The following is a 20815-nucleotide window of genomic DNA, read 5'->3' as shown; positions in this document are numbered from 1 at the left end:
TCGCTCATGCTGTTCTCTATGTTATGGAAATTGGGTGGTAATAAAAACTATTGCTGATAGTTTAGCAAGATTAATGGCATTATATAATCATTAAAATTGATTAAGAGGTTCAGCTTTGACAGCTCAAGTTTCAAGTAAAGTTTCCAGTGAAGTACAAAGTGAAGCAATGCGTATTGCCAAAGGCACACAAAAAAAATCACAAACTAAAGAGCAAACTAAATTAATTGCTCAAGGTATTGAAAAAGGTATTAGTGAGTATAAGAAGCAACAAAAGGTAAAGTCTCGCGAACGTGACAAACAGCGTAAAAAAACAGTTGCCGTGAAGGCTAACGCGCAAAAAAGTGAATCAACATCGTTAAATAACCATGGCCAACAAAATTTAAGTAACACTCAAAAAGTAGCAATGGCTTTACCTTGGTTGCTGTTGATGGTGAGTTGGGGCTACTTTTTACTGACGACTTAATTACAAAAGTTGCCGGGCATGTTGGTTGATTTGAGTTTTATATTTACAAACTCGTCATATAAGTCAGTTTTATCGTTTACGCGCAATAAGTACGGGGCTTTTAGTTAGGCTAGATAATGCGCTTAATATTGGTAGCGTGCTCGTAACCATGCATTGGTGTTTTTTTCGAGTTGGCCAAAAAATGAAAACTCATCTTCGCCAAAGAATATATTGGCGCCAGCACTCAATAACCACTGATCATTGTATTGATAATTTGCTGAAGGCTTAAGATAACCATCTTTATCGCTAGGCGAGTAAAAGGCAAACATTGAGTAAGTAAGCGTTTGCCTAAGTGCGCGGTAGCTTAAGCGTAAGGTGACTAAGTGACGATTTTCAGCAACAAGTTGTTCAGGTAATTGGCTATTGTTAACTAGTGCTTGATAATGCTTAGTGCGCTCTAGGTAATATTGCATATTAGCGGTTAGGTTTTTTGCTAGTTCGTGTTCATATCCTATTAAGAATTTGTGCTGACCATTAGCGATCATTTTGTTAGTGCCTTGGTTATCCTCAATGCTATTGTAACTGGCATATTCAACATTCAAAATACCGCCCTTAAAGGGGGTTATTGCACTGACGCCCCAAGTATTAAGAGCAGGAAAATAGGCTCGACTTTGCATAGTATTATTTGCAGATTGCTTTGTTCCTTCAGGTGTTGGCCAAAAACCTTGATAGCCATAAAGTGAAACTTCAATATCATTAATACGAGTATTTAAGCGAGCTGCCCACTGTGCTTTATAGGTATTGTCAACGGAGAAATCGTTAGCAGGTGACACTATTTGTTGTGCTTGCGGCGAATAAAACGAGAAACGCTCGCCGTTAAGATAGTTGTCGGGAATAAACTCGGGTGTCCATACTAAGGTAAAGTTTACGGCGTTATAAAACCAGTTAGTTCTAATACTATTTGATGGCGCTTTTAAGTATTCATCTGCGCGACCAGCAAAAAATGACTGCCAATCTTTAGCAAATAAATCATTGAGAAATAGATAGTCACCTGTGCCCCAAGTTAATACTTGTCGACCCGCTTTTATATCCAGAAAACTAAATGGACTAGCACTCAAACTCAGCTCTCGGGTTTGAAAAATAGTCTTCGTTAATACGCCATCGTAGTAGCTATCTAACTTGACACTGGCATCGAACAGTTCATGACTATAATCCACATTTACTCTTGCTTTAAGTTCATTCAGCGAAGCGTTGTTTTTAGTAACATTAGTTTGTAGAAACTGTCCGTAAGCTGCTTCAATAAAACCTGTGACTTGCCATGGCGAAGCAGGTGCCTCTTCAACCCAAGCGTCTGCCCAGTCATCATTACTCTCATTATTTGCAATCGCGTTTGTGCTAACCGCTAAGAGAACAATATTAAACAGCAGGGCTTTAACGATCGCTAAATTATTAATGACTTTTACCTTTTTTAATAAAACGTTAACGATTAGTCTAACCAAGATTTTGGTGGTGTACGCATACTGCGTTCACTGAAAATGTTATCGGGTAAGCCAAGGTTATATTTCACATTTCTAAATTGCATTTCGGTATAGCTACTATTACTTAGATTAGTAATACGTGATTTCATCACGGTGGCAATACCGTCAATATCTTGTACTTGTAGTACGGTCATCTTACGTATAGCTTGATTATTTTTATCAAAATAAATTGTTTCTATGGGGAGAGAATTTTGTTTATCAATTTTTACGGTATAACTGCTAAATTCAACACTTTGTTGATCTTTGGGTAGGGCGGAAATGGTGTAAGTGTTTTTGTCTTCACTCACTAAAGTAAAGCTATCTTCATTAGGGTTACGGCCTGAAACATCTTCATAGTAAAAGTGTGAACCGACAAAAGAGGTACGTTTATCACCCGCAGAAATACGTTTTACTAAATCCAGAGCCGGTAAATATAACCAACGGTTGTCGTCACTTTTAAGTTGTTTTTCTACTCTAAACACCGTGTCTTTGACATTGCTGGGTTGCGAAAAAAATACCAATATATTTTGATCACCCAGATCTTGTAAATCTTTACGTAAAATAATGAATTGTCGCATTTGGCGGTTGCCGTTTTCATCAACAATAATCATGCGCGCTTCAGCGCTACCATCTTCGCCAGCGTAATAAGAAGCTAAGTTTGCTTGGTCGATTATGTTGTTAACCTTGATTTTTGTAGCATTTTCATTAGATAACGTAGCGTCTTCTTCAGCATGAAGATAAGTACTACTGGTTAAAAACAAGCTAAATGTCAGCACAACTCTGCCACTGTGTTTGAAAATTTTTATTATTTGCCTAGTAAATGTAATGGTCATTATGTTGTCCTTATGAATGCTGTATTTTTTTATCGGCTTTAAGAGCACTGCGCTTGGCAAGCAGTGTTAGCAGTGCGGGTAGCAATACCAAGGTCACTAATGCCGATAAAATCATGATGCTCGCTAAGAAAAAACCGACTGTGATATAGGGCATAAGCGGTGATAATAAAAGTGGGGTAAAACCAATCGCAATGACAATGGCATTGCGAGCAATCGCGCGGCTCGGCTCTTGAAACATGTCTGACAATGCGGCGCTTAGGCTTTGTTTTTCGGTTTCAAGTTCGCGCACACGTTGAATAAAGTGTATTGCAAAATCAATTGATAAACCTAAGGTTAATGCCGATAACACCGCAATAGGCATGTCATACGCTTTGCCAAGCCAGCCAACCAGTCCGTAGATCATGGTAATGGTAAAGGTAAGTGGTAACATCGCTAATATGCCATATTTAATCGATCTAAATAGCAGCATCATCATAATAAATACAATAACAAATGACGACAGTAGGCTGTCGATCATGCCGCTGACCATTGCGTCTTGCCAAACAACGTTAAGATATGATTTACCCGCCCATTGATGCTGAACGTTGCTAGGTGGTGGGTTTTCACTGATGTAATTGTCTACCCAACTTACTACGTTTGCCATGTGCTGATTGTCACCGCTAGTCATTTGCAGCCATAAAAGTGTTCGTTGAAAATCAGGGCTAACAAAGTGCCATAAATCTTGCGGACGATGTGAAGACTGAAATTGCAACAAGGTTTGTGCAACACCATTACTGCTATTTGGAATTTTGAAGTCTTTAGTCTCGCCTGAATTAAGCTCACGATTTACTGTGCTAATAATATCGGTCAAGCTGTTTACTTTACCGACATCGCCGTTATTCACGAGAGCTGTTTGTAACTTAGCCAACCAATTAAGCATGGCAGGGTCAGTAAATATTTTTTGCGCGTTATTGGCTTGCTCGCTGATACTATAGAGCTGTTCGAGCCAAGGTTGCTCTTGGGCGTTGGCATTAAAACTAAAGTCATCAAGTTGGATTAATAAATCTTGCGTGAAAAAACTGTTTCTTTCATTCGCATCGCTAGTTAGCCATTGATTGTAGGTTTGTGAAATAGCTGCTTTTGTTACACCGTTATTTGCCGTATTAAGTATGTTATTAAAATGCTTCAGTGCGTCTTTTTGTTGCGGGTTGTTATTGCTAAACACTAACCATGCGTCATAAGTACCTGCAAAATGTTCATTAAGCACTTTATCAGCAATGCGAATTTCATGATCAGCTTTGAACCAATTAACCGGATTATCGTTAATAATAATACGGTTAACTCCAACTACACTAAGCGCAAACAAGGCAATAAAAGTGATTAAAATAAGCTTGGTTCGTTGTACCGAAAACGCACCCAGTTTTTCTAAGCTGTTAGCTAACCGACCTTTTTGTTCCATTAATAGAATAGCCTTTTGTAACTTAGCTAAAGTTTCAGGCTTCATGCGGGCAATATAAGCAGGGATATAAGTAATGGTTAACACAAAAGCCAATAGTATGCCGCTACCGATAAAGGCGCCAAATACTTTAACGGGTGGAATAGGCGTTAACATTAACGAATAAAAGCCAACGGCAGAGGTAATCGAGGTAAACAGCATGGGCTTATATAAATGCCCCATGACCTTTTTAATGGTTTTAGAGGCATCGTCACCGTCTTTAAAGCGATCAGCAAATTCTGATAAAATATGTACGGAATCGACCACCGCTATTGGCATTAAAAATATAGCGATCATCGACGACATAATATGCACGGTAAAACCAAAGCCAATTAAACTGCCCATAATGATCAATACTGTTGCCATGGCAACCACCATCGGCGCAATAATCAGTGTGATATTTCGAAAGAAAAACCAAAGTAATAAAAAAATAGCTAAACCAGCGAGTGGCGCGGCAACGCCCATTTGTACAAACATTTCGTAGCCAAATTGGTCTTCGGCAACCGGTAAGCCTGTAATATGAAAAGCTAGGTCACTTTGTGATACGGCTAAAATTTTCGCCGCTAAAGCTCGAATTTTTTCAGCAATAACATAGCTTTGGTCTTTGGCAATAATCGGTACATAAATTGCGATAGCTTTATCGTCGCCCGAAACTAAGGTGTTATTTAACATAGGTAAGCGTTTTACTGCTTGTTGAATAACTTGGCTGGCTTTTTCGGTAGTGGGGGCTTGTTTCATCAGGTATTCAAATTGAATACCTTGATTAACACCCTGATCATTTGTTAGTTGGCGTATATTGTCTACAACGGTTAATGACAGTAAATCTTGGGCGATAACTCCCTCTATTTGCAGAATTTCGTCAGTTAACTGTTCAACAACACTTAAGGTGTTCGGATTAAAAATGTTCTTATCGCTGACTAAGCCAACGACGATCATATCGCGCATTAAAAAGTCAGTTTTTATCTGATTGTGGAATATGCGCGCAGGAGCTTCTTGGCTGAGCATATTTTCTGGGTCAGTATCGATAGCTATTTTTGGTAACATCGCCAAACTCAGCATTGTTACAAGTAACATTAGGCTATAAATTACTTTGGGCTTTGCGATAGCAAAGTTTAATACGCGTTGATAATTCAAAATACTTCCTAGCCTTTAAGTATAAATACAAATAAAGGTATATTAGATAAATGTAATATACTTTTATATTAGCAGTGTCTAATGTAAGATCCAACTAGAAATAAATATTCGTTTGTTTTATGCACGAAGATTAATTTTTTACTATCAATAATAGTGAGTAATAAATGACCGAGTTAGCAGCAGTTGATATAACCGAAATGCGAGAGAGTGCAGCACAGGCAGCCGACTTGTTAAAGGCGATGAGTAATAAAAATAGGCTTTTATTATTATGCCATTTAGGTGAAAAAGAAATGTCGGTTAATGAACTGAATAACTTTGTTGATCTGAGCCAATCAAGTTTATCTCAGCATTTAGCGAGATTACGTCAAGATAACTTAGTGAAAACACGTCGTGAATCACAAACTATTTATTATAGTATCGCAAATCCATCAGTGGTAAAACTCATCAGCTTTTTACACAGTGAATTTTGTGCAAAACCTTGAAAATAAACTTGTATAAATTAATCATTAATCATGACTAAATAATTTTTTTCTCACCATAGCACGGTAAGCTTTTGGCGTTATGCTTAACATTTTTTTAAAAAGCCGTGTGAAGTTTGCTTGGTCTTGATACCCCACTTGAAATGCCACTTCTTGAATCGATAAATTACTTGCCGCTAATAGCTCTTTCGCTGTTTGTATTTTTAGTTTTTGCCAATATTGCGTAGCATTAATACCGGTAGCAAGTTTGAATCTGCGGGTAAATGATCGCTGACTAATGCCAAATTGTTGAGCAATATCATTTAACGTTAATTCAGAGTTTAAATTGGTTTTGAGCCAAAATTGAATTTGACTGATTAATTCGTCGGGGTGGCGATCAACCTCTCCTTCTAAATATCGTTGTTCTTCGTAAGGTTTTCTAATTTCATGAGAAAAATTGCGCTCTACTTGCTGTGCGGCATTTTGGCCATATATTTGAAAAATAATATGCACAACAATATCAGCTAAGGCATTAACACTGGCAGCACAATAGGTTCGTTCAGACTGGGTGATAAAAAAGTCAGGCTTTAGATCTACTTTTGGATAATCACGTTTAAATTGCTCAACATAATGCCAATGAGTTGTTGCTGGATGATAATCTAAAATACCGGCTTCAGCCATGAGGCAAACACCTGTGCCACCGCCTATTAATGTAGAGCCTTCGGCCCAAATTGAACTTAACCATTTCAGCATTTTTGGCTGTTTAGCGATTGTGGGTCGAGGGTTACGCCATAAGCTAGGAATAAAGGCAAAGTCAGGTCGTTGAGCATGCGCAATGTCAGTATCTGGCATTAATTTAATTAAAGCGCGTGTGGATATCGGCTTTATCGACTCAGCCACCATTTGAATTGATAACCGAGGAGCATGACGATTTTCTTGTAAAGCTACGGCCTCACCTGCCCGTAACATTTCTACAGGTAGGCTGACGCTGGTTGTTAGCATATGGTCATACACTAATAATGCAATGTTAATCGTTTTTTGTTTGTTGCGTTTTACGTTTACTTTCATTGCTTAAATTACCAATTCAGTCTTATTTGGCTATTTTGACATGTTTTATGGCTGTTTGTGCACATTATTATTTTGAGTTACCTCTTACAATAGCGACATATATATTGAGTGTTAATTTTAAAGAGATTTTTTCATGACTGCGTTACCGATTATAGTTGGCATGGGTGGCATTAATGCTGCTGGTCGTACATCATTTCATCAAGGCTTTCGCCGTATAGTAATTGATAAATTAAATGCTGAAGCACGCCAAGAAACATTTGTTGGCTTGGCTACTTTAATGAACTTATTAACTAGCCAAGATGGCAGTTTAGTTGACGCCGAAGGTAATGTTGTTGATAAGTCTGACGTTGAACAACGTTTTGGCGAAGAAATTTTAGCTGGCACGTTAATCCGTAAGATTGAAAATGAGCACTTTAATCCTGATGCGACACCATGGCAGCAAAAGCTGACTATGGATACTGGCGAAAATGGTATTAGTTTTGAAACTCGCGCTCGTGACTTACCGAGCCCATTGCCGCGTTCATGGAAAATAACTGAATTAGAAGATAAACGTGTTCGTGTAGAAATAGCCGGTGAAATTGAAGTTAAACATGATTCAACCCGCGATAACCCAATAAAAGCTGCGGGACAGTTTCCTACTGGTTTTAAACCCGCAAGTTTATATAACAGTCGATATCAGCCACGCGGTTTACAAGCCACTATTTTTGGCGCCGCTGATGCAATTCATTCAACAGGTTACAGTTGGAATGAGATTGTAGACAGAATTAGCCCTGATGAAATTGGCACTTACTCTGCCTCAGTATTTGGACAAACCCAAGCAGAAGGTTTTGGTGGCATGATGCAAAGCCGTCAACAAGGTGAGCGTGTATCAACAAAAAACTTAGCACTTGGCTTGAATACGATGTCGACAGATTTTATTAATGCCTATGTAACAGGCAGTGTCGGCACCACATTCACCTCTACCGGGGCATGTGCAACTTTTCTCTATAACTTAAAAGCGGCAGTACAAGATATTCAAGCTGGTCGTATTCGCTTAGCCATTGTTGGCAGTAATGATTGTGCTGTAACTCCTGAAGTTGTTGAAGGTTTCGGCAACATGAGTGCGCTTGCAAATGAAGAAGGCTTGAAAAAAATTGATGGTAATGGTGTTGCTGATCATCGCCGTACCAGTCGTCCATTTGGCAATAATTGTGGCTTTACTATCGGTGAAGCAGCACAGTTTATTGTGCTGATGGATGATGCGTTAGCACTTGAACTTGGCGCCAATGTTTTAGGCTCAGTAGCTGATGTGTTCACTAATGCTGATGGCATTAAAAAGTCAATTACAGCACCTGGACCTGGTAATTATATTACTATGGCGAAGTCAGTAGCGTTGGCTAAGTCTATTTTGGGTGCTGAGTCAGTGCAACAGCGTAGTTTTATATTGGCTCACGGTTCAAGTACACCTCAAAACCGCGTTACTGAGTCATTAATCTATGATCGTGTCGCAAAAAGTTTCGATATTAGCAATTGGCCTGTAGCCGCTCCGAAAGCGTTTGTTGGTCATACTATTGGGCCCGCTAGTGGCGATCAAGTCGCGATGGCTTTAGGTGTATTTGCACATAACATTATGCCAGGTATTACTACTATTGATAAAGTAGCCGATGATGTTTATAACGAGCGTTTAAATATTGCTACCGAGCATTGGTACTGTGACAATATGGATATAGCTTTTATTAACTCTAAAGGTTTTGGAGGAAATAATGCAACTGCAACTTTGTTTTCGCCAGCAGTTACTCTAGCAATGATGGAAAAGCGCCATGGCAGTGAAGCAATAGCAAGTTACCAAGCTAAAGCCGAAATTGTAGAGCAAGCCAGAATTAAATATCAAACACTGGCAGATAATGGTGACTTTCAAATTATTTACCGTTTTGGTGATGGTACGTTAATGGATGATGACGTTAACATTACCGATGAAGACATTAGTGTTAGCGGTTTTGCAAATAAGATAGTGTTGCCTGCAACAAACCCCTTTGCCGATATGACTTAATTATTTAATATAGTTAAGTTAATTTTCTTCCAAGCCCTGCAATAATATTGACAGGGCTTTTGTATTTAATGCACTATAAACAATCGATATAATAAATTTCAGCCTAAAAGTAATCTTTGATACTTACTTATAAAGGACTTTACTGTATGGATAGCCTGCCTGAATTACGCATGTTAATACTTTAGTAAGTTAATAATGATTGAAGTGGTACATTACCTATGACGATTGCGCCAATTAAGGTTGCATTAAAGCTCGAAGAAGAAGTTGTTGAAGCAAAGTCTCCACAATTTCGCTCGATTCTATTAGCCTTGGGTTTAGGTTTATTCGGCGCACTACTAAACAGTTACCCGGTAGAGCTTGCTTACAGTGTTTCTCTAGTGATTGGTAATTTAGCGTTTATTTTTGCCGCGGCCTACCTTCGACCTGCTTTAACTTTGCTCTGTGCACTAATTTGTGTCGCACCACTATTAATTATTTGGGGTCACCCTTTTGGCTTTTTAACCTTCGGTTTTGAAGCGCTTTTTGTTTCCTATATGCGAGGAAGAGGTTGGTATTTACCAACAGCTGATTTTTTGTATTGGTTGATTATTGGTATGCCGCTGACTGCTGCATTGATCTTGTTTAATACAACTGAGTCCCAAGAGTACTTGTTTTTTTCTCTATTTAAACAAAGTATTAATGCCGTTTTTTATACTACTTTAGGTGTTATCTTAATTTTTGTATTCAGTGATAAATTGAATTGCTGGGTAAAATCACAACAGCCACAATTAAAGAAAAATCTGAAGCAATATCTGCATTATATTTTATGGGTTATGTCTGCGTTTTTTGTTATTGGTGTGTGTTTATTTTTAAGCCGGAACTTAAATGATATTCAACAGCAGCAAATTGAAGATAAGCTTGATATTAGTAGTCAATATTTGGGGCGCATTGTAGAAAATTACGTCGATGAACATAAAAATGCAGTTAAGATAGTTGCTAATGAACTGTCTGCAATAGAACCAAGTTTATTTAATGATAATTTAGTGAAGATGCATCAATTGTACCCTGGTTTTATTACTATGTTGGTTACTAATCGAGAAGCTAATATAGTGGCTACTTCACCCTTAAGTTTACTGGATGCTTTACCTAAAGGTGGTGCCAGTGTTGCAGATCGCTCTTACTTTACTGAAGCATTTTTTAATCAATCTGTTTATATTTCGCCTGCGTTTCTCGGTAGGTCGTTTGGCTCTGATCCTATCGTTGCGATTAGCGCGCCCATTTATGCTAACGGTGTAGATCAGCCAATAGGGATTGTGGAAGGCTCTTTAAACCTTAACTTGTTCGAAAATATTAACAGTTACTCAGCCAATGATCGTGAAATCGATGTGGTGTTAACTGATGAAAATGATAACGTGATATACGCCGAAAACAATTTAGCGAAAACTAAGTTAGCAAAGTTTAATTTTTCTTTTGATGAGGCTGACATTGCACACAACTTAATCATCATTGAATCGAACAATTTCACTAAAAAACGCTATTTATATCGCCAAATAACATTGAAAAATGGTTGGAAAATATTCGTCCTCATAGAGCATAGACAAATATTGAAGTTAATCGAGCAACAATATTTGACCATTTTTTTATCATTATTTTTAATTTTTATTTTAGTCATTTTATTAGCCAATCAATTTGCTAATACCTTAAATAAGCCATTAGCTTTCGTTTTAAAAGAGCTTGCCCATGGCGACGGTAAACAAGGCTATAAAACTATTCCATATGCTGCACCGAGTGAGTTTTTAACTTTATATACAGAATTGCAAAAATCTAAAGAGCATTTACTTAAACAACAATTTATTTTAGAGGAAAAAGTAAACCAACGGACCACCGCACTAAATAAAGCCAATATGGCTCTGAAAGAATTAGCGAACAAAGATAGCTTAACGGGTTTGTACAATCGTCGCTATCTCGAAAATAAATTTAGTGAACTACAGGCGATACTGTCGCGAAATAATGCTTGTATGATGGTCGCCATGCTAGATCTTGACCATTTTAAAAACTTAAATGATGAATATGGACATTTAATAGGTGATAACTGCTTAACGTACATTAGTGATGTTATGCAACGTAAATTCGATCGTCGCAGTGATATTGTTGCTCGTTTTGGCGGAGAAGAATTTATTATTGTTGCACAATCGGATGATAATAAAAGTGTCTTACAAATGCTCGAAGAATTTCGAGAAGAGATAGCACAACATAACTTTCCACATAACTCTCACCACTTTGTAAACATGACCATCTCAATTGGTAGTTTAACGGCTAAAGCTAAGTTTTCTTCGGATATTGATGATTGGATCCGCTTAGCTGATAAGCAGTTGTATCAGGCGAAGAAGGCGGGTCGAAATAAATTATGTAATAGTGATTTAACCGATGCTAGTTTAAATTAAACAAGGTTTTGTTGAGTAAATGTTAGGGTGAACTTGTAGAGGTATTTTAAGAAAAGTCACTTTAAAATGTAGTATGAACCACACTTTAAAGTGAACTATAACAAAGGTTTTATGCTTCTTTTTCTTGTGGTGTCATCACAAAGTCTAGTATGCCGATAGCGGCTTTGCGGCCTTGATCAATCGCTGTAACAACTAAATCTGAACCGAGTACCATATCACCGCCAGCAAAGATATTTTCTTTACTGGTTTGTAAAGCAAAGTTAGTGTTATCGGCAGCAATTACACGGCCTCTAACGTCAACTTCAACTCCGGCATCTTTCATCCACTGTGGTGGGCTTGGCATAAAGCCAAAAGCAATAACCACGGCATCAGCAGGCATGACGAACTCAGAGCCTTCAATCGCTTCAGGGTTACGTCGACCTTTAGCATCTGGCGCACCTAATTGTGTTTTAATAAATTTAACACCACATGCATTACCATTGTCATCTACCGCAATATCAATAGGTTGAATGTTAAATTGAAAATCTACACCTTCTTCTTTAGCATTTTGCACTTCACGTGGTGAACCCGGCATGTTGGCTTGATCACGTCGGTATGCACAAGTTACTTCAGTAGCACCTTGGCGAATAGAGCTTCGTACACAATCCATTGCGGTGTCACCACCACCAAGTACTACCACTTTTTTACCTGAAAAATTCACGTAAGGTTTGGCATTTGCATTGCCATCTTCTTGAGAAAGTTTCATCAGTTTCTGAGTATTGGCAATTAGAAAGTCTAACGCGTTATAAACACCAGGTGCAGATTCATTTTCGAAACCGCCTGTCATGTCAGTGTAAGTACCCAAGGCTAAAAATACAGCGTCGAATTCATTACTGATATCGGCAAAGCTGATATCGACGCCTACATTAGTATTGAGGCGAAATTCAATGCCCATACCTTCAAGTATTTCTCTGCGGGTTTGAATTACGTCTTTTTCTAATTTAAAAGATGGGATACCAAAAGTAAGCAAACCACCAATTTGAGCGTGTTTATCAAATACTACGGCTTCTACACCATTTCTTGTTAATACGTCAGCACAGGCGATACCAGCAGGTCCTGCGCCTATAATAGCCACACGTTTTCCAGTGGCAATAACCTGGGATAAATCAGGTTTCCAGCCTTGAGCGATAGCGGTATCGGTGATGTACTTTTCAATATTACCGATAGTTACCGCACCAAAATCGTCATTGAGAGTACAAGCTGATTCACAAAGCCTGTCTTGTGGACAAACACGTCCACACATTTCAGGTAAGCTGTTGGTTTCATGGCACAGATCAGCTGCTTCCATTATTTTACCGTCAGTTACTAGCTCTAACCATTGTGGAATATAGTTATGTACAGGACACTTCCATTCACAATACGGGTTACCACAATCTAAACAGCGGTCGGCTTGCCCAGCGCTTTGATCTTCACTCAAAGGTTGGTAGATTTCGACAAAATTAATCTTACGCTGTTCTATCGCTTTTTTAGGCGGGTCGATGCGTTTGACGTCGATAAATTGATAAATATTTTTACTCATTAAAAAGCTTCTCCAATCGTGTTCTTATTATTGTGCTTGAACACGAAGTTCTGCAGATGAACGGCTACGATGACCCAATAGGGTTTTAACATCAACGGCCTTAGGCTTAATCAACTTAAACTGTGGTGCATACGAGTCAAAATTTGCTAAAATTTCTTCTGCTCTTAAGCTACCTGTTTCATCGAAGTGTTGGTTGATAATGCCACGTAAATGTTCTTGATGGATATTGAGTTCATCTATCTCTAACATTTCAATTGATTCGTTGTTAAGGCGCGTAGCTAAATCGTTTTGTTCGTCTAGAACATAAGCGAATCCGCCAGTCATACCTGCACCAAAGTTAACCCCAACTTGGCCTAAAATAGCCACTATACCACCGGTCATGTATTCACAAGCATGATCGCCAGTACCTTCTATAACCGCATGACAACCCGAGTTTCTTACTGCAAAACGTTCACCTGCACGACCACAGCCAAATAATTTACCGCCGGTTGCGCCGTATAAACAGGTATTGCCCATAATCATGGTTTTGTGACTTAAATATTCTACGCCTTTTGGTGGTTTAATCGTTAGTTTACCACCAGCCATGCCTTTACCTACATAGTCGTTGGCATCGCCAGTTAGTGTCATTTCTAAACCACCTGCATTCCATACGCCAAAGCTTTGACCTGCAGTACCATTTAAAAATATTTTAATTGGGTTTGCTGCCATACCTTGGTCGCCATGTTGACGGGCAATTTCACCAGATAATGAAGCACCAACAGAACGGTCAGTATTTTGTATCGTTAATCGATATTCACCGCCATTACTGTGTGCAATTGCGTCAGAAGCTAGTGAAAGTAAACGTTGGTTTAACTCACCTTTATCGAACGGTTCATTGGTACTTGTTTGGTGTAATGCCGTATCTTCACCAGCAACAACTGGCGCGATAATAGGGCGTAAATCTAGTTTTTGTTGCTTGGCGGTGATCCCGGCTAAAGGCACAAGTAAGTCTGTGCGGCCAATGATCGCTGTTAGGCTTTCTACACCTAAACTTGCCAAGATTTCACGTACATCTTGAGCAATAAATTTAAAATAATTCATTACTTGGTCAGGTAAACCTTTAAAGAATTGCTCTCTTAGCACTTCATCTTGAGTTGCCACACCTGTAGCGCAGTTATTTAAATGACAAATACGAAGGAACTTACAACCTAGTGTCACCATAGGTGCTGTACCAAAGCCGAAGCTTTCGGCGCCTAAAATAGCGGCTTTTACAATATCGATACCGGTTTTTAATCCGCCATCAACTTGCAAACGCACTTTGTGACGTAAACCATTAGTGACCAGTGACTGGTGTGCTTCAGCTAAACCAAGTTCCCATGGGCAACCGGCATATTTTACTGAGGTTAATGGACTCGCACCTGTGCCGCCGTCGTAGCCTGAAATAGTAATAAAGTCAGCGTAGGCTTTCGCCACACCTGAGGCAATAGTACCAACACCAGGACCAGAGACAAGTTTGACCGAAATAACGGCTCTTGGATTAACTTGTTTTAAATCAAAAATTAGCTGAGCTAAATCTTCAATCGAATATATATCGTGATGTGGTGGTGGAGATATTAAGGTTACCCCCGGCACTGAAAAACGTAATTTTGCAATTAACGGTGTTACTTTATCACCTGGTAATTGACCACCTTCACCCGGCTTAGCACCCTGTGCAACTTTGATTTGTAAAACGTCAGCATTAACTAAGTAATGCGGAGTAACACCAAAGCGGCCAGAAGCTATTTGCTTGATACGAGAGTTTTTAACAGTACCAAAGCGACGCTCGTCTTCTCCACCTTCACCAGAGTTTGAATAACCGCCAAGACGGTTCATTGCAATAGCTAGGGCTTCATGAGCTTCAGGGCTTAATGCGCCAATTGACATTGCGGCACTATCGAAACGTTTAAATAATTCGGTATCTGCTTCAACTGCTGAGATATCAATAGGTGTTTGGTCATCTTTTAAGGCTAATAAATCTCGTAAGGCAGCCGCAGGACGATTATTTACATGATCAGCAAAAATTCTGTAATCACTATAATCTCCACTGCGAACAGCAGCCTGTAGCGTACTAACTACATCAGGGTTGTAAGCATGGTACTCACCGCCATGAACATATTTAAGTAGACCACCATGGCTCATTTTTTGATGAGGCATAAAGGCTTTTCGAGCAAGGTTAATGCTGTCTTGTTCTATATCTGAAAAATCAGCACCTTGAATACGACTTGGTAAATCAGGGAAACAAAGTTCCATGATATTGCTATTTAGGCCGATAATTTCAAATAAACCCGCACAACGGTAACTGGCTATAGTGGAAATACCCATTTTAGATAATATTTTCAATAGGCCTTTATTAATACCTTCACGGTAATTAACTACAGCCTCACGAGCCGTTAGGTTAATTTGTTTGTCTTCAACCAGTTGCTCAATAGTTTCAAAAGCTAAGTATGGATAAACGGCTGTCGCACCTAAACCGAATAGTACGGCAAACTGATGCGAGTCACGAACCGAAGCTGTTTCAACAATAATGTTAGAGTCACAGCGCAATTGCTTTTCAACTAAACGTTTTTGTACAGCGCCAACAGCCATAGCAGCAGGCATAGGTAACATGCCTTTTTGTATATCGCGATCTGACAACACTAAGATAACTGTGTTTTTGTCTCTAACTAATACTTCTGCTTCATCACATAAACGAATAACAGCTGCTTCTAAACCTTCGGATTGATCATAATTTAAGGCTAAGGTATCTGAACGGTAATGCTCAGGGTCTAGCTCACGTAATTGCTTTAAGCCGGTGTACATTAATACTGGCGTCGCAAATAAAATACGATCTGCATGCCCCGTTGTTTCATTAAAAACATTATGTTCACGGCCGATACAAGTACCAAGCGACATAACGTAGCGTTCGCGCAATGGATCAATCGGTGGATTGGTTACTTGGGCAAACTGCTGACGGAAATAGTCATAAAGTGAACGCGGTTGGCTTGATAGGACCGCCATTGGCGTGTCATCACCCATTGAACCCGTAGCTTCTTGACCATTTTCGGCTAATGTTTTTACTACTTGATGAATCTCTTCATAACTGTAGTTGAACATTTTGTGGTATTGAGCAATTTCTTGGTCAGTAAAGATTCGTTGACCAATTAAGCGCGCGTCTAGTTTGTCAAAAGGGACTAAACGACGAATATTATTATCTAACCACTCTCGATATGGATGGCGAACTTTAAGTTCATTGTCGATAGCGTTAGAATTGAAAATTTTGCCAGTGTAAGTATCAATAGCAAGCATTTCACCTGGGCCTACGCGGCCTTTCTCAACAACTTCATCTTCGCCGTAATCCCAAATACCCACTTCAGAGGCTAATGTGATAAAACCATCTCGGGTAATTACATAGCGTGCTGGTCTTAGGCCATTTCGATCTAGGTTACAGGCAACATGGCGACCATTGGTTACAACAACACCAGCGGGACCATCCCATGGCTCCATATGCATAGAGTTAAATTCATAAAAAGCTTTTAAATCATCATCCATTAATGGATTACTTTGCCAAGCCGGTGGCATTAATAGTCGCATGCCGCGATAAAGGTCCATGCCGCCTGCCATGAATAGCTCAAGCATGTTATCTAATGATGAAGAGTCTGAGCCACTTTCATTAACAAATGGAGCTGCGTCTTGTAAATCAGGCAGTAAAGGTGATTTAAAACCGTGGGTTCTTGCTCTACTCCACTGGCGATTACCTTTAATGGTATTAATTTCACCATTGTGAGCTAAATAGCGGAAAGGTTGTGCTAAGTGCCACTCTGGAGAGGTATTGGTTGAAAAGCGCTGATGAAATAAGCAGATTGCTGTTTGCATACGAATATCAGCAAGGTCTAAATAAAAATTCGGTAAATCTACCGGCATCATTAAACCTTTATATATAGTAACTAAGCACGATAAGCTTGCAACGTAAAAACGTTCATCACTGATGCGTTTTTCGGCACGTCGTCTTGCCATATATAGTCGACGCTCAAGATCGCGATTACGCCAACCTGACGGCGCATTAACAAAAATTTGTTCTATAGCCGGTAAATTGCCTTTAGCAATTTCACCTAAAGTGGTGGTATCGGTAGGGACTTCTCTCCAACCTATTAATGAAAGAGTTTCATTTTCTAACTCTTCTTCTAGAATTTTTTTACTGGCATTAGCTAAAATCGGATCGGGATTAAGAAAAATCATGCCGACGGCGTATTTTTTACCTAATTGCCAATTATTTTCTTCTGCAACAGCGCGAAAAAAGCTGTCAGGCTTTTGCATTAACAAACCACAACCGTCACCAGTTTTACCATCAGCAGCGATACCGCCACGATGTTGCATACGGTCTAGGGCTTGAATGGCCGTCTTTACGAGCTTATGACTTGTTTCGCCATGTTGATGGGCAATAAGACCAAAGCCACAATTGTCTTTTTGATATGTATGATCGTAAAGTTGCATTATATTTATCTTCTCCTAAAAGGCCTCGGCAGTTTGGTTTAATTAGAATGGAATAAAATTATACTTAAAGTGCATAAATAGTCCCGAATTCGTACCGAGGAACCCCTTACATTAAACATTTAATACCCCAACGTCAATCTGAATAGAGTAAATGCTCGTAATTATTTTACATTTTTATTCACATTGAGCAAAAATATAAGACTTTATTAGTACTTTGTTGGCTGTAAAAGTTGTTTTCTCCCGTATTAAAAACTGAACGTGTAATTTTATTACATAAAAAGATTGTAAAAGTCAGAATACTTATAATATTTTATATTCACTATTTATTCACCGTTATAAGTCGCTATGGATGGCTTTAATGTCTTTATTTTGGCTGTATAGTTACTTTTTCTTTGGCTGATTGAACAGTAAATCGTTAAAAAAACCTAAAAACATGTCAAAATTTTTGTTTGGCATACCAAGTAAAGTTGAAAACGTGCCTTTTGTAAAATAACAATGGCTAGTTTACATAAGGTTTAGGGTGTTTGATTCGCTGTATTTATTTACGAGGAGTCTGTAGTGGTGGGGAAACAAGATAATTAATGATTTAAGGCTATTGTTATTTATGTTGGGGATAAAAAAACCAGCTATTTTGAAGTAGCTGGTTTTTTATATGCAATGAATGATTTAACTAAGGTTGGTAGCCGTTTGCTACGCCTTTAGTAGTAACACTAACGGCATCGTGTGCATGCAATGACTCTAAATGATTAATACGTAGCCAAAAGTCGTCAAACTGATCAGTAGCATTCATGGTGTATTGCAAACGACGAGCTGCATCTTCACAAAACATCAAGTTTTGACCATTTAAGCGAGCAAACTCTTGCTCATCTTCACGCTTTACTGCTGCTTGTACTGGCGTTTTAAGTGAGTTTTCAATTAAATCGACAATATCAGTAATTGGGAATTCTGTTGTTGAACTGTTAAGTTTAACTTTAACTTCAGCAACCGATCGTTGGCTATGTGGTGTCGCCACAATACCTTCAGTAGTACCGAGCCACTCGTGAACCGCGGCTAAATCAACATCAGGTTGGTCAACAAATTTTTCTTTAAAGGCTTGTTGAATCAACTGGCGAGCTAGTGCTGCAGAACAAGGACAAGTTGAAGAATATGGAACATCAACTGAAAGCTCAATATCAAGATTGCCTTTATTTAAAAGACCCGTGATAGTTACAGGGTAGGCTTTCCAACCTTGTTTGCCACTGATTAAAGATTTACGGCGCAGATGATAATCAAAATTAAATTTAACTTTGGCATTATCGCTAAGCTCTTCATGACTACTGATAAAGCCATCTAATAAAGTTACTAAACTTTGATGGTTTAAAACACCTGAAGTTGATAACTCATCAATAAGTAAATACAAGCGCGACATATGAATGCCTTTGGCTTTCGGCTCTTTAAGGTTTACAAACGCATCTACATGGGCTGAAACCATACGTTCTGATTGGCCTTTAGAGGCAACCATGATGGGCATTTCGATATTACTCATGCCGACCCAATCCAAAGTCCCCTCAGTTTGTGCTGTGGTGTGATTTGCTATATCAGGCATTAATGTTGGCATTTTGACTCCGCTGTTCGCTGTGCACTAAGTAAAGGGCTATCTATGGTAACTTCAGTACTCAGTAAAATTATAATCGGCATTAGTATCGTAAGAAGAGCGATAGTTTCCACAAATATTTTGAAAAAGTGGAATATAATGCAGTGACCCTAAAAGGGCGGCTATTTTGAACGATATACCTATTAAAAGCAATGTTTGTAATGGCTAGGTTGATATCGTTCTAGAATATGGTAGTTGTATTTGATATCTGCTATAAAGTGGGGCCTAATTTAAGCTAGGACTACTGAAATTTTTGTTTTCAGTAAAAATTAAAAACGACATAAAAAGTACTGTCGTAAAGGAGATTGCATGTCAGCAACGCATCACTTAGATCTAACATTGATTGATGGTTACTTAGAAGCTTTAGATATTAGCGTTATTCAGCAAATGTTGGATTTATATATTGGGCAATCTAAAGTGTACTTATTGGCGATTAAAGATGCTGGTGCTAATGGCGACCAAAAGGCTTGGCAATCCCACTGTCATAAAATGAAAGGCTCAGCTGCCAGTGCAGGGTTAAGTCAGGTGCATCAGAAGCTTATCGAGCTAGAAAAATCATGCGAAGATAGGGAAACTAAAACTAAACAGGTACAAACATTAACAGAGCTGAACCAAGAAGCTATCGTTGTATTTCAACAATGGTTAATAGAAAGAGTTCGAGTTGAATGAATACGTAATGTAAATACAGAAATAAAATATGGAATATAAGGCGTTTAATACAACGTCAATTATAACGTCAATTATAACATTGCAAAGCTATATGCTGGGCCTTTAGAAATCTTTAGCGTTAAATGAGCTTTAGCTGAAGCAGAGTATATAAATACTCTGCTTAAAAGCAGGTTAGTCAACCTGGCCTATAAAGCGATATCCTTCGCCGTGGATTGTGTTGATTAATTCAGGTGAACTCTCAACTGATTCAAAATGTTTACGAAGACGACGAATGGTAACATCAACAGTTCTGTCATTTTCACGTAAATCTCTACCGGTCATTTCTTTAATTAATTGCTGACGAGTAACAATTTTTCCTGCATTAGCTATTAGCAAGCTAAGGGCTCTATATTCGCCGCGTGGAATCGAGATTACTCTATTATCTGGAGTGGTCATTTTTCGTGAGTTGCCATCAAGAGACCATTGATTAAAACTTACAATGACCCCTGTATTTTCAGCATTGCTTGACGATATTCTATTTAATATATTTCGTGCTCTAATCGTTAGCTCACGTGGATTAAAGGGCTTAGTTAAATAATCATCAGCACCTATTTCTAGGCCTAAAACTTTATCAATATCACTGTCGCGACCCGTTAGAAAAATTAAACCTAAGTCTTTATTACGCGTTAATTCTCGAGCGAGTAAAAGGCCGTTCTTTCCTGGCAAATTAATATCTAATATCACTAAATTAATAACGTTGTTTTGCAGTTCGCGCTCCATGCTATCACCGTCTATTGCTTCAGCCACTTTATAGCCTTCAGCTTCAAATAGATTTCGTAGATTAAAGCGTGTAACGTCTTCGTCTTCTACGATTAATATGTGAGGTTTTTGCATGTTCATTGTCCAGTTTTGTCAGATTAAACGAGTATTCTGATTAGTTTTAGAGTGCTTTATATTCCAACCTTGCACACCGCAAAGCAACAAAATATCGGCTAATGTTGTAGAAGCTAATGTTATAGAAGCTAATGTTAAAAAACAATCAATGCATAACAATTAACTGTTTTTTATCGTCAAATATGTTTAGTGTACTCAACAGTCATAATGTTAGAT

13 protein-coding genes are annotated in these 20815 nt (G+C 38.6%); 5 read left to right on the top strand and 8 right to left on the bottom strand.

Annotated features, from left to right (window positions below; translation table 11 throughout):
• Positions 1-166 precede the first annotated feature (166 nt).
• Positions 167-463: a DUF2956 family protein gene (locus H4J50_RS01410; RefSeq protein WP_182254027.1), complete on the top strand. Its 297-nt coding sequence runs from the start codon at positions 167-169 to the stop codon at positions 461-463.
• 122 nt (positions 464-585) lie between these two features.
• Here the strand turns inward: H4J50_RS01410 and H4J50_RS01405 are convergent, their stop codons facing one another.
• From H4J50_RS01405 to H4J50_RS01395, 3 genes are read right to left on the bottom strand one after another with little or no spacing between them, the layout of a single operon-like run.
• Positions 586-1941, bottom strand: coding sequence for a hypothetical protein (locus tag H4J50_RS01405; protein ID WP_182253965.1), 1356 nt, complete (start codon positions 1939-1941; stop codon positions 586-588).
• Entirely contained in the window at positions 1929-2792 is an 864-nt protein-coding gene (locus tag H4J50_RS01400) for an outer membrane lipoprotein-sorting protein (protein WP_182253963.1), read from the bottom strand. Before H4J50_RS01400 ends, H4J50_RS01405 begins: the two co-directional genes overlap by 13 nt.
• A 10-nt stretch (positions 2793-2802) precedes the next feature.
• Complete coding sequence (locus H4J50_RS01395) at positions 2803-5400, bottom strand: RND family transporter (RefSeq protein WP_259366132.1); 2598 nt, start codon at positions 5398-5400, stop codon at positions 2803-2805.
• Between the two features lie 164 nt (positions 5401-5564).
• On the opposite strand from H4J50_RS01395, the gene H4J50_RS01390 reads away from it, so the two are divergent.
• Entirely contained in the window at positions 5565-5882 is a 318-nt protein-coding gene (locus tag H4J50_RS01390; RefSeq protein ID WP_108457384.1) for a metalloregulator ArsR/SmtB family transcription factor, read from the top strand.
• Between the two features lie 24 nt (positions 5883-5906).
• Here the strand turns inward: H4J50_RS01390 and H4J50_RS01385 are convergent, their stop codons facing one another.
• Positions 5907-6926, bottom strand: coding sequence for a GlxA family transcriptional regulator (locus H4J50_RS01385; protein WP_182253961.1), 1020 nt, complete (start codon positions 6924-6926; stop codon positions 5907-5909).
• 133 nt (positions 6927-7059) lie between these two features.
• Here H4J50_RS01385 and H4J50_RS01380 point away from each other — a divergent pair, with 133 nt between their 5' ends.
• Together H4J50_RS01380 and H4J50_RS01375 are read left to right on the top strand one after the other, a co-directional pair.
• Positions 7060-8955: a beta-ketoacyl synthase gene (locus H4J50_RS01380; RefSeq protein ID WP_182253959.1), complete on the top strand. Its 1896-nt coding sequence runs from the start codon at positions 7060-7062 to the stop codon at positions 8953-8955.
• Positions 8956-9173: 218 nt separating this feature from the next.
• Positions 9174-11378, top strand: coding sequence for a diguanylate cyclase (locus tag H4J50_RS01375; protein ID WP_182253957.1), 2205 nt, complete (start codon positions 9174-9176; stop codon positions 11376-11378).
• Positions 11379-11487: 109 nt separating this feature from the next.
• Here H4J50_RS01375 and H4J50_RS01370 read toward each other — a convergent pair whose 3' ends face one another.
• The 3 genes from H4J50_RS01370 to folE2 form a co-directional block, all read right to left on the bottom strand.
• The gene (locus H4J50_RS01370) at positions 11488-12936 is read right to left on the bottom strand and encodes an FAD-dependent oxidoreductase (protein WP_182253955.1); all 1449 of its coding nucleotides are present in this window, start codon (positions 12934-12936) and stop codon (positions 11488-11490) included.
• Positions 12937-12963: 27 nt separating this feature from the next.
• Positions 12964-17424 (bottom strand): glutamate synthase large subunit, encoded by a 4461-nt coding sequence (gene gltB / locus H4J50_RS01365; protein ID WP_182253953.1) that lies wholly within the window; start codon positions 17422-17424, stop codon positions 12964-12966.
• 670 nt (positions 17425-18094) lie between these two features.
• A complete protein-coding gene (gene folE2, locus H4J50_RS01360) occupies positions 18095-19021 on the bottom strand; it encodes a GTP cyclohydrolase FolE2 (protein ID WP_108457378.1) in 927 nt (308 codons plus the stop codon).
• A gap of 345 nt (positions 19022-19366) precedes the next feature.
• Between folE2 and H4J50_RS01355 the strand changes: the two genes are divergently transcribed.
• Positions 19367-19726, top strand: a complete 360-nt coding sequence (locus tag H4J50_RS01355; RefSeq protein WP_182253951.1) for an Hpt domain-containing protein — start codon at positions 19367-19369, stop codon at positions 19724-19726.
• Between the two features lie 171 nt (positions 19727-19897).
• On the opposite strand, the gene arcA is transcribed toward H4J50_RS01355, so the two are convergent.
• Positions 19898-20599 (bottom strand): two-component system response regulator ArcA, encoded by a 702-nt coding sequence (arcA, locus tag H4J50_RS01350; RefSeq protein WP_108457376.1) that lies wholly within the window; start codon positions 20597-20599, stop codon positions 19898-19900.
• Positions 20600-20815: the final 216 nt, after the last annotated feature.

The organism is Colwellia sp. 6M3, assembly GCF_014077595.1.
Taxonomy (GTDB): domain Bacteria; phylum Pseudomonadota; class Gammaproteobacteria; order Enterobacterales; family Alteromonadaceae; genus Cognaticolwellia.
Note: the sequence above shows the minus strand (reverse complement) of the source record. Positions and strands in the feature narration are given on the sequence as shown.

Coding starts and splice junctions, on each gene's coding strand:
- gltB (WP_182253953.1), bottom strand. CDS start 17,424: ATGCAACTTTACGATCATACATATCAAAAAGACAATTGTGGCTTTGGT.
- folE2 (WP_108457378.1), bottom strand. CDS start 19,021: ATGCCAACATTAATGCCTGATATAGCAAATCACACCACAGCACAAACT.
- arcA (WP_108457376.1), bottom strand. CDS start 20,599: ATGCAAAAACCTCACATATTAATCGTAGAAGACGAAGACGTTACACGC.
- H4J50_RS01380 (WP_182253959.1), top strand. CDS start 7,060: ATGACTGCGTTACCGATTATAGTTGGCATGGGTGGCATTAATGCTGCT.
- H4J50_RS01370 (WP_182253955.1), bottom strand. CDS start 12,936: ATGAGTAAAAATATTTATCAATTTATCGACGTCAAACGCATCGACCCG.
- H4J50_RS01390 (WP_108457384.1), top strand. CDS start 5,565: ATGACCGAGTTAGCAGCAGTTGATATAACCGAAATGCGAGAGAGTGCA.
- H4J50_RS01410 (WP_182254027.1), top strand. CDS start 167: ATGCGTATTGCCAAAGGCACACAAAAAAAATCACAAACTAAAGAGCAA.
- H4J50_RS01375 (WP_182253957.1), top strand. CDS start 9,174: ATGACGATTGCGCCAATTAAGGTTGCATTAAAGCTCGAAGAAGAAGTT.
- H4J50_RS01400 (WP_182253963.1), bottom strand. CDS start 2,792: ATGACCATTACATTTACTAGGCAAATAATAAAAATTTTCAAACACAGT.
- H4J50_RS01355 (WP_182253951.1), top strand. CDS start 19,367: ATGTCAGCAACGCATCACTTAGATCTAACATTGATTGATGGTTACTTA.
- H4J50_RS01385 (WP_182253961.1), bottom strand. CDS start 6,926: ATGAAAGTAAACGTAAAACGCAACAAACAAAAAACGATTAACATTGCA.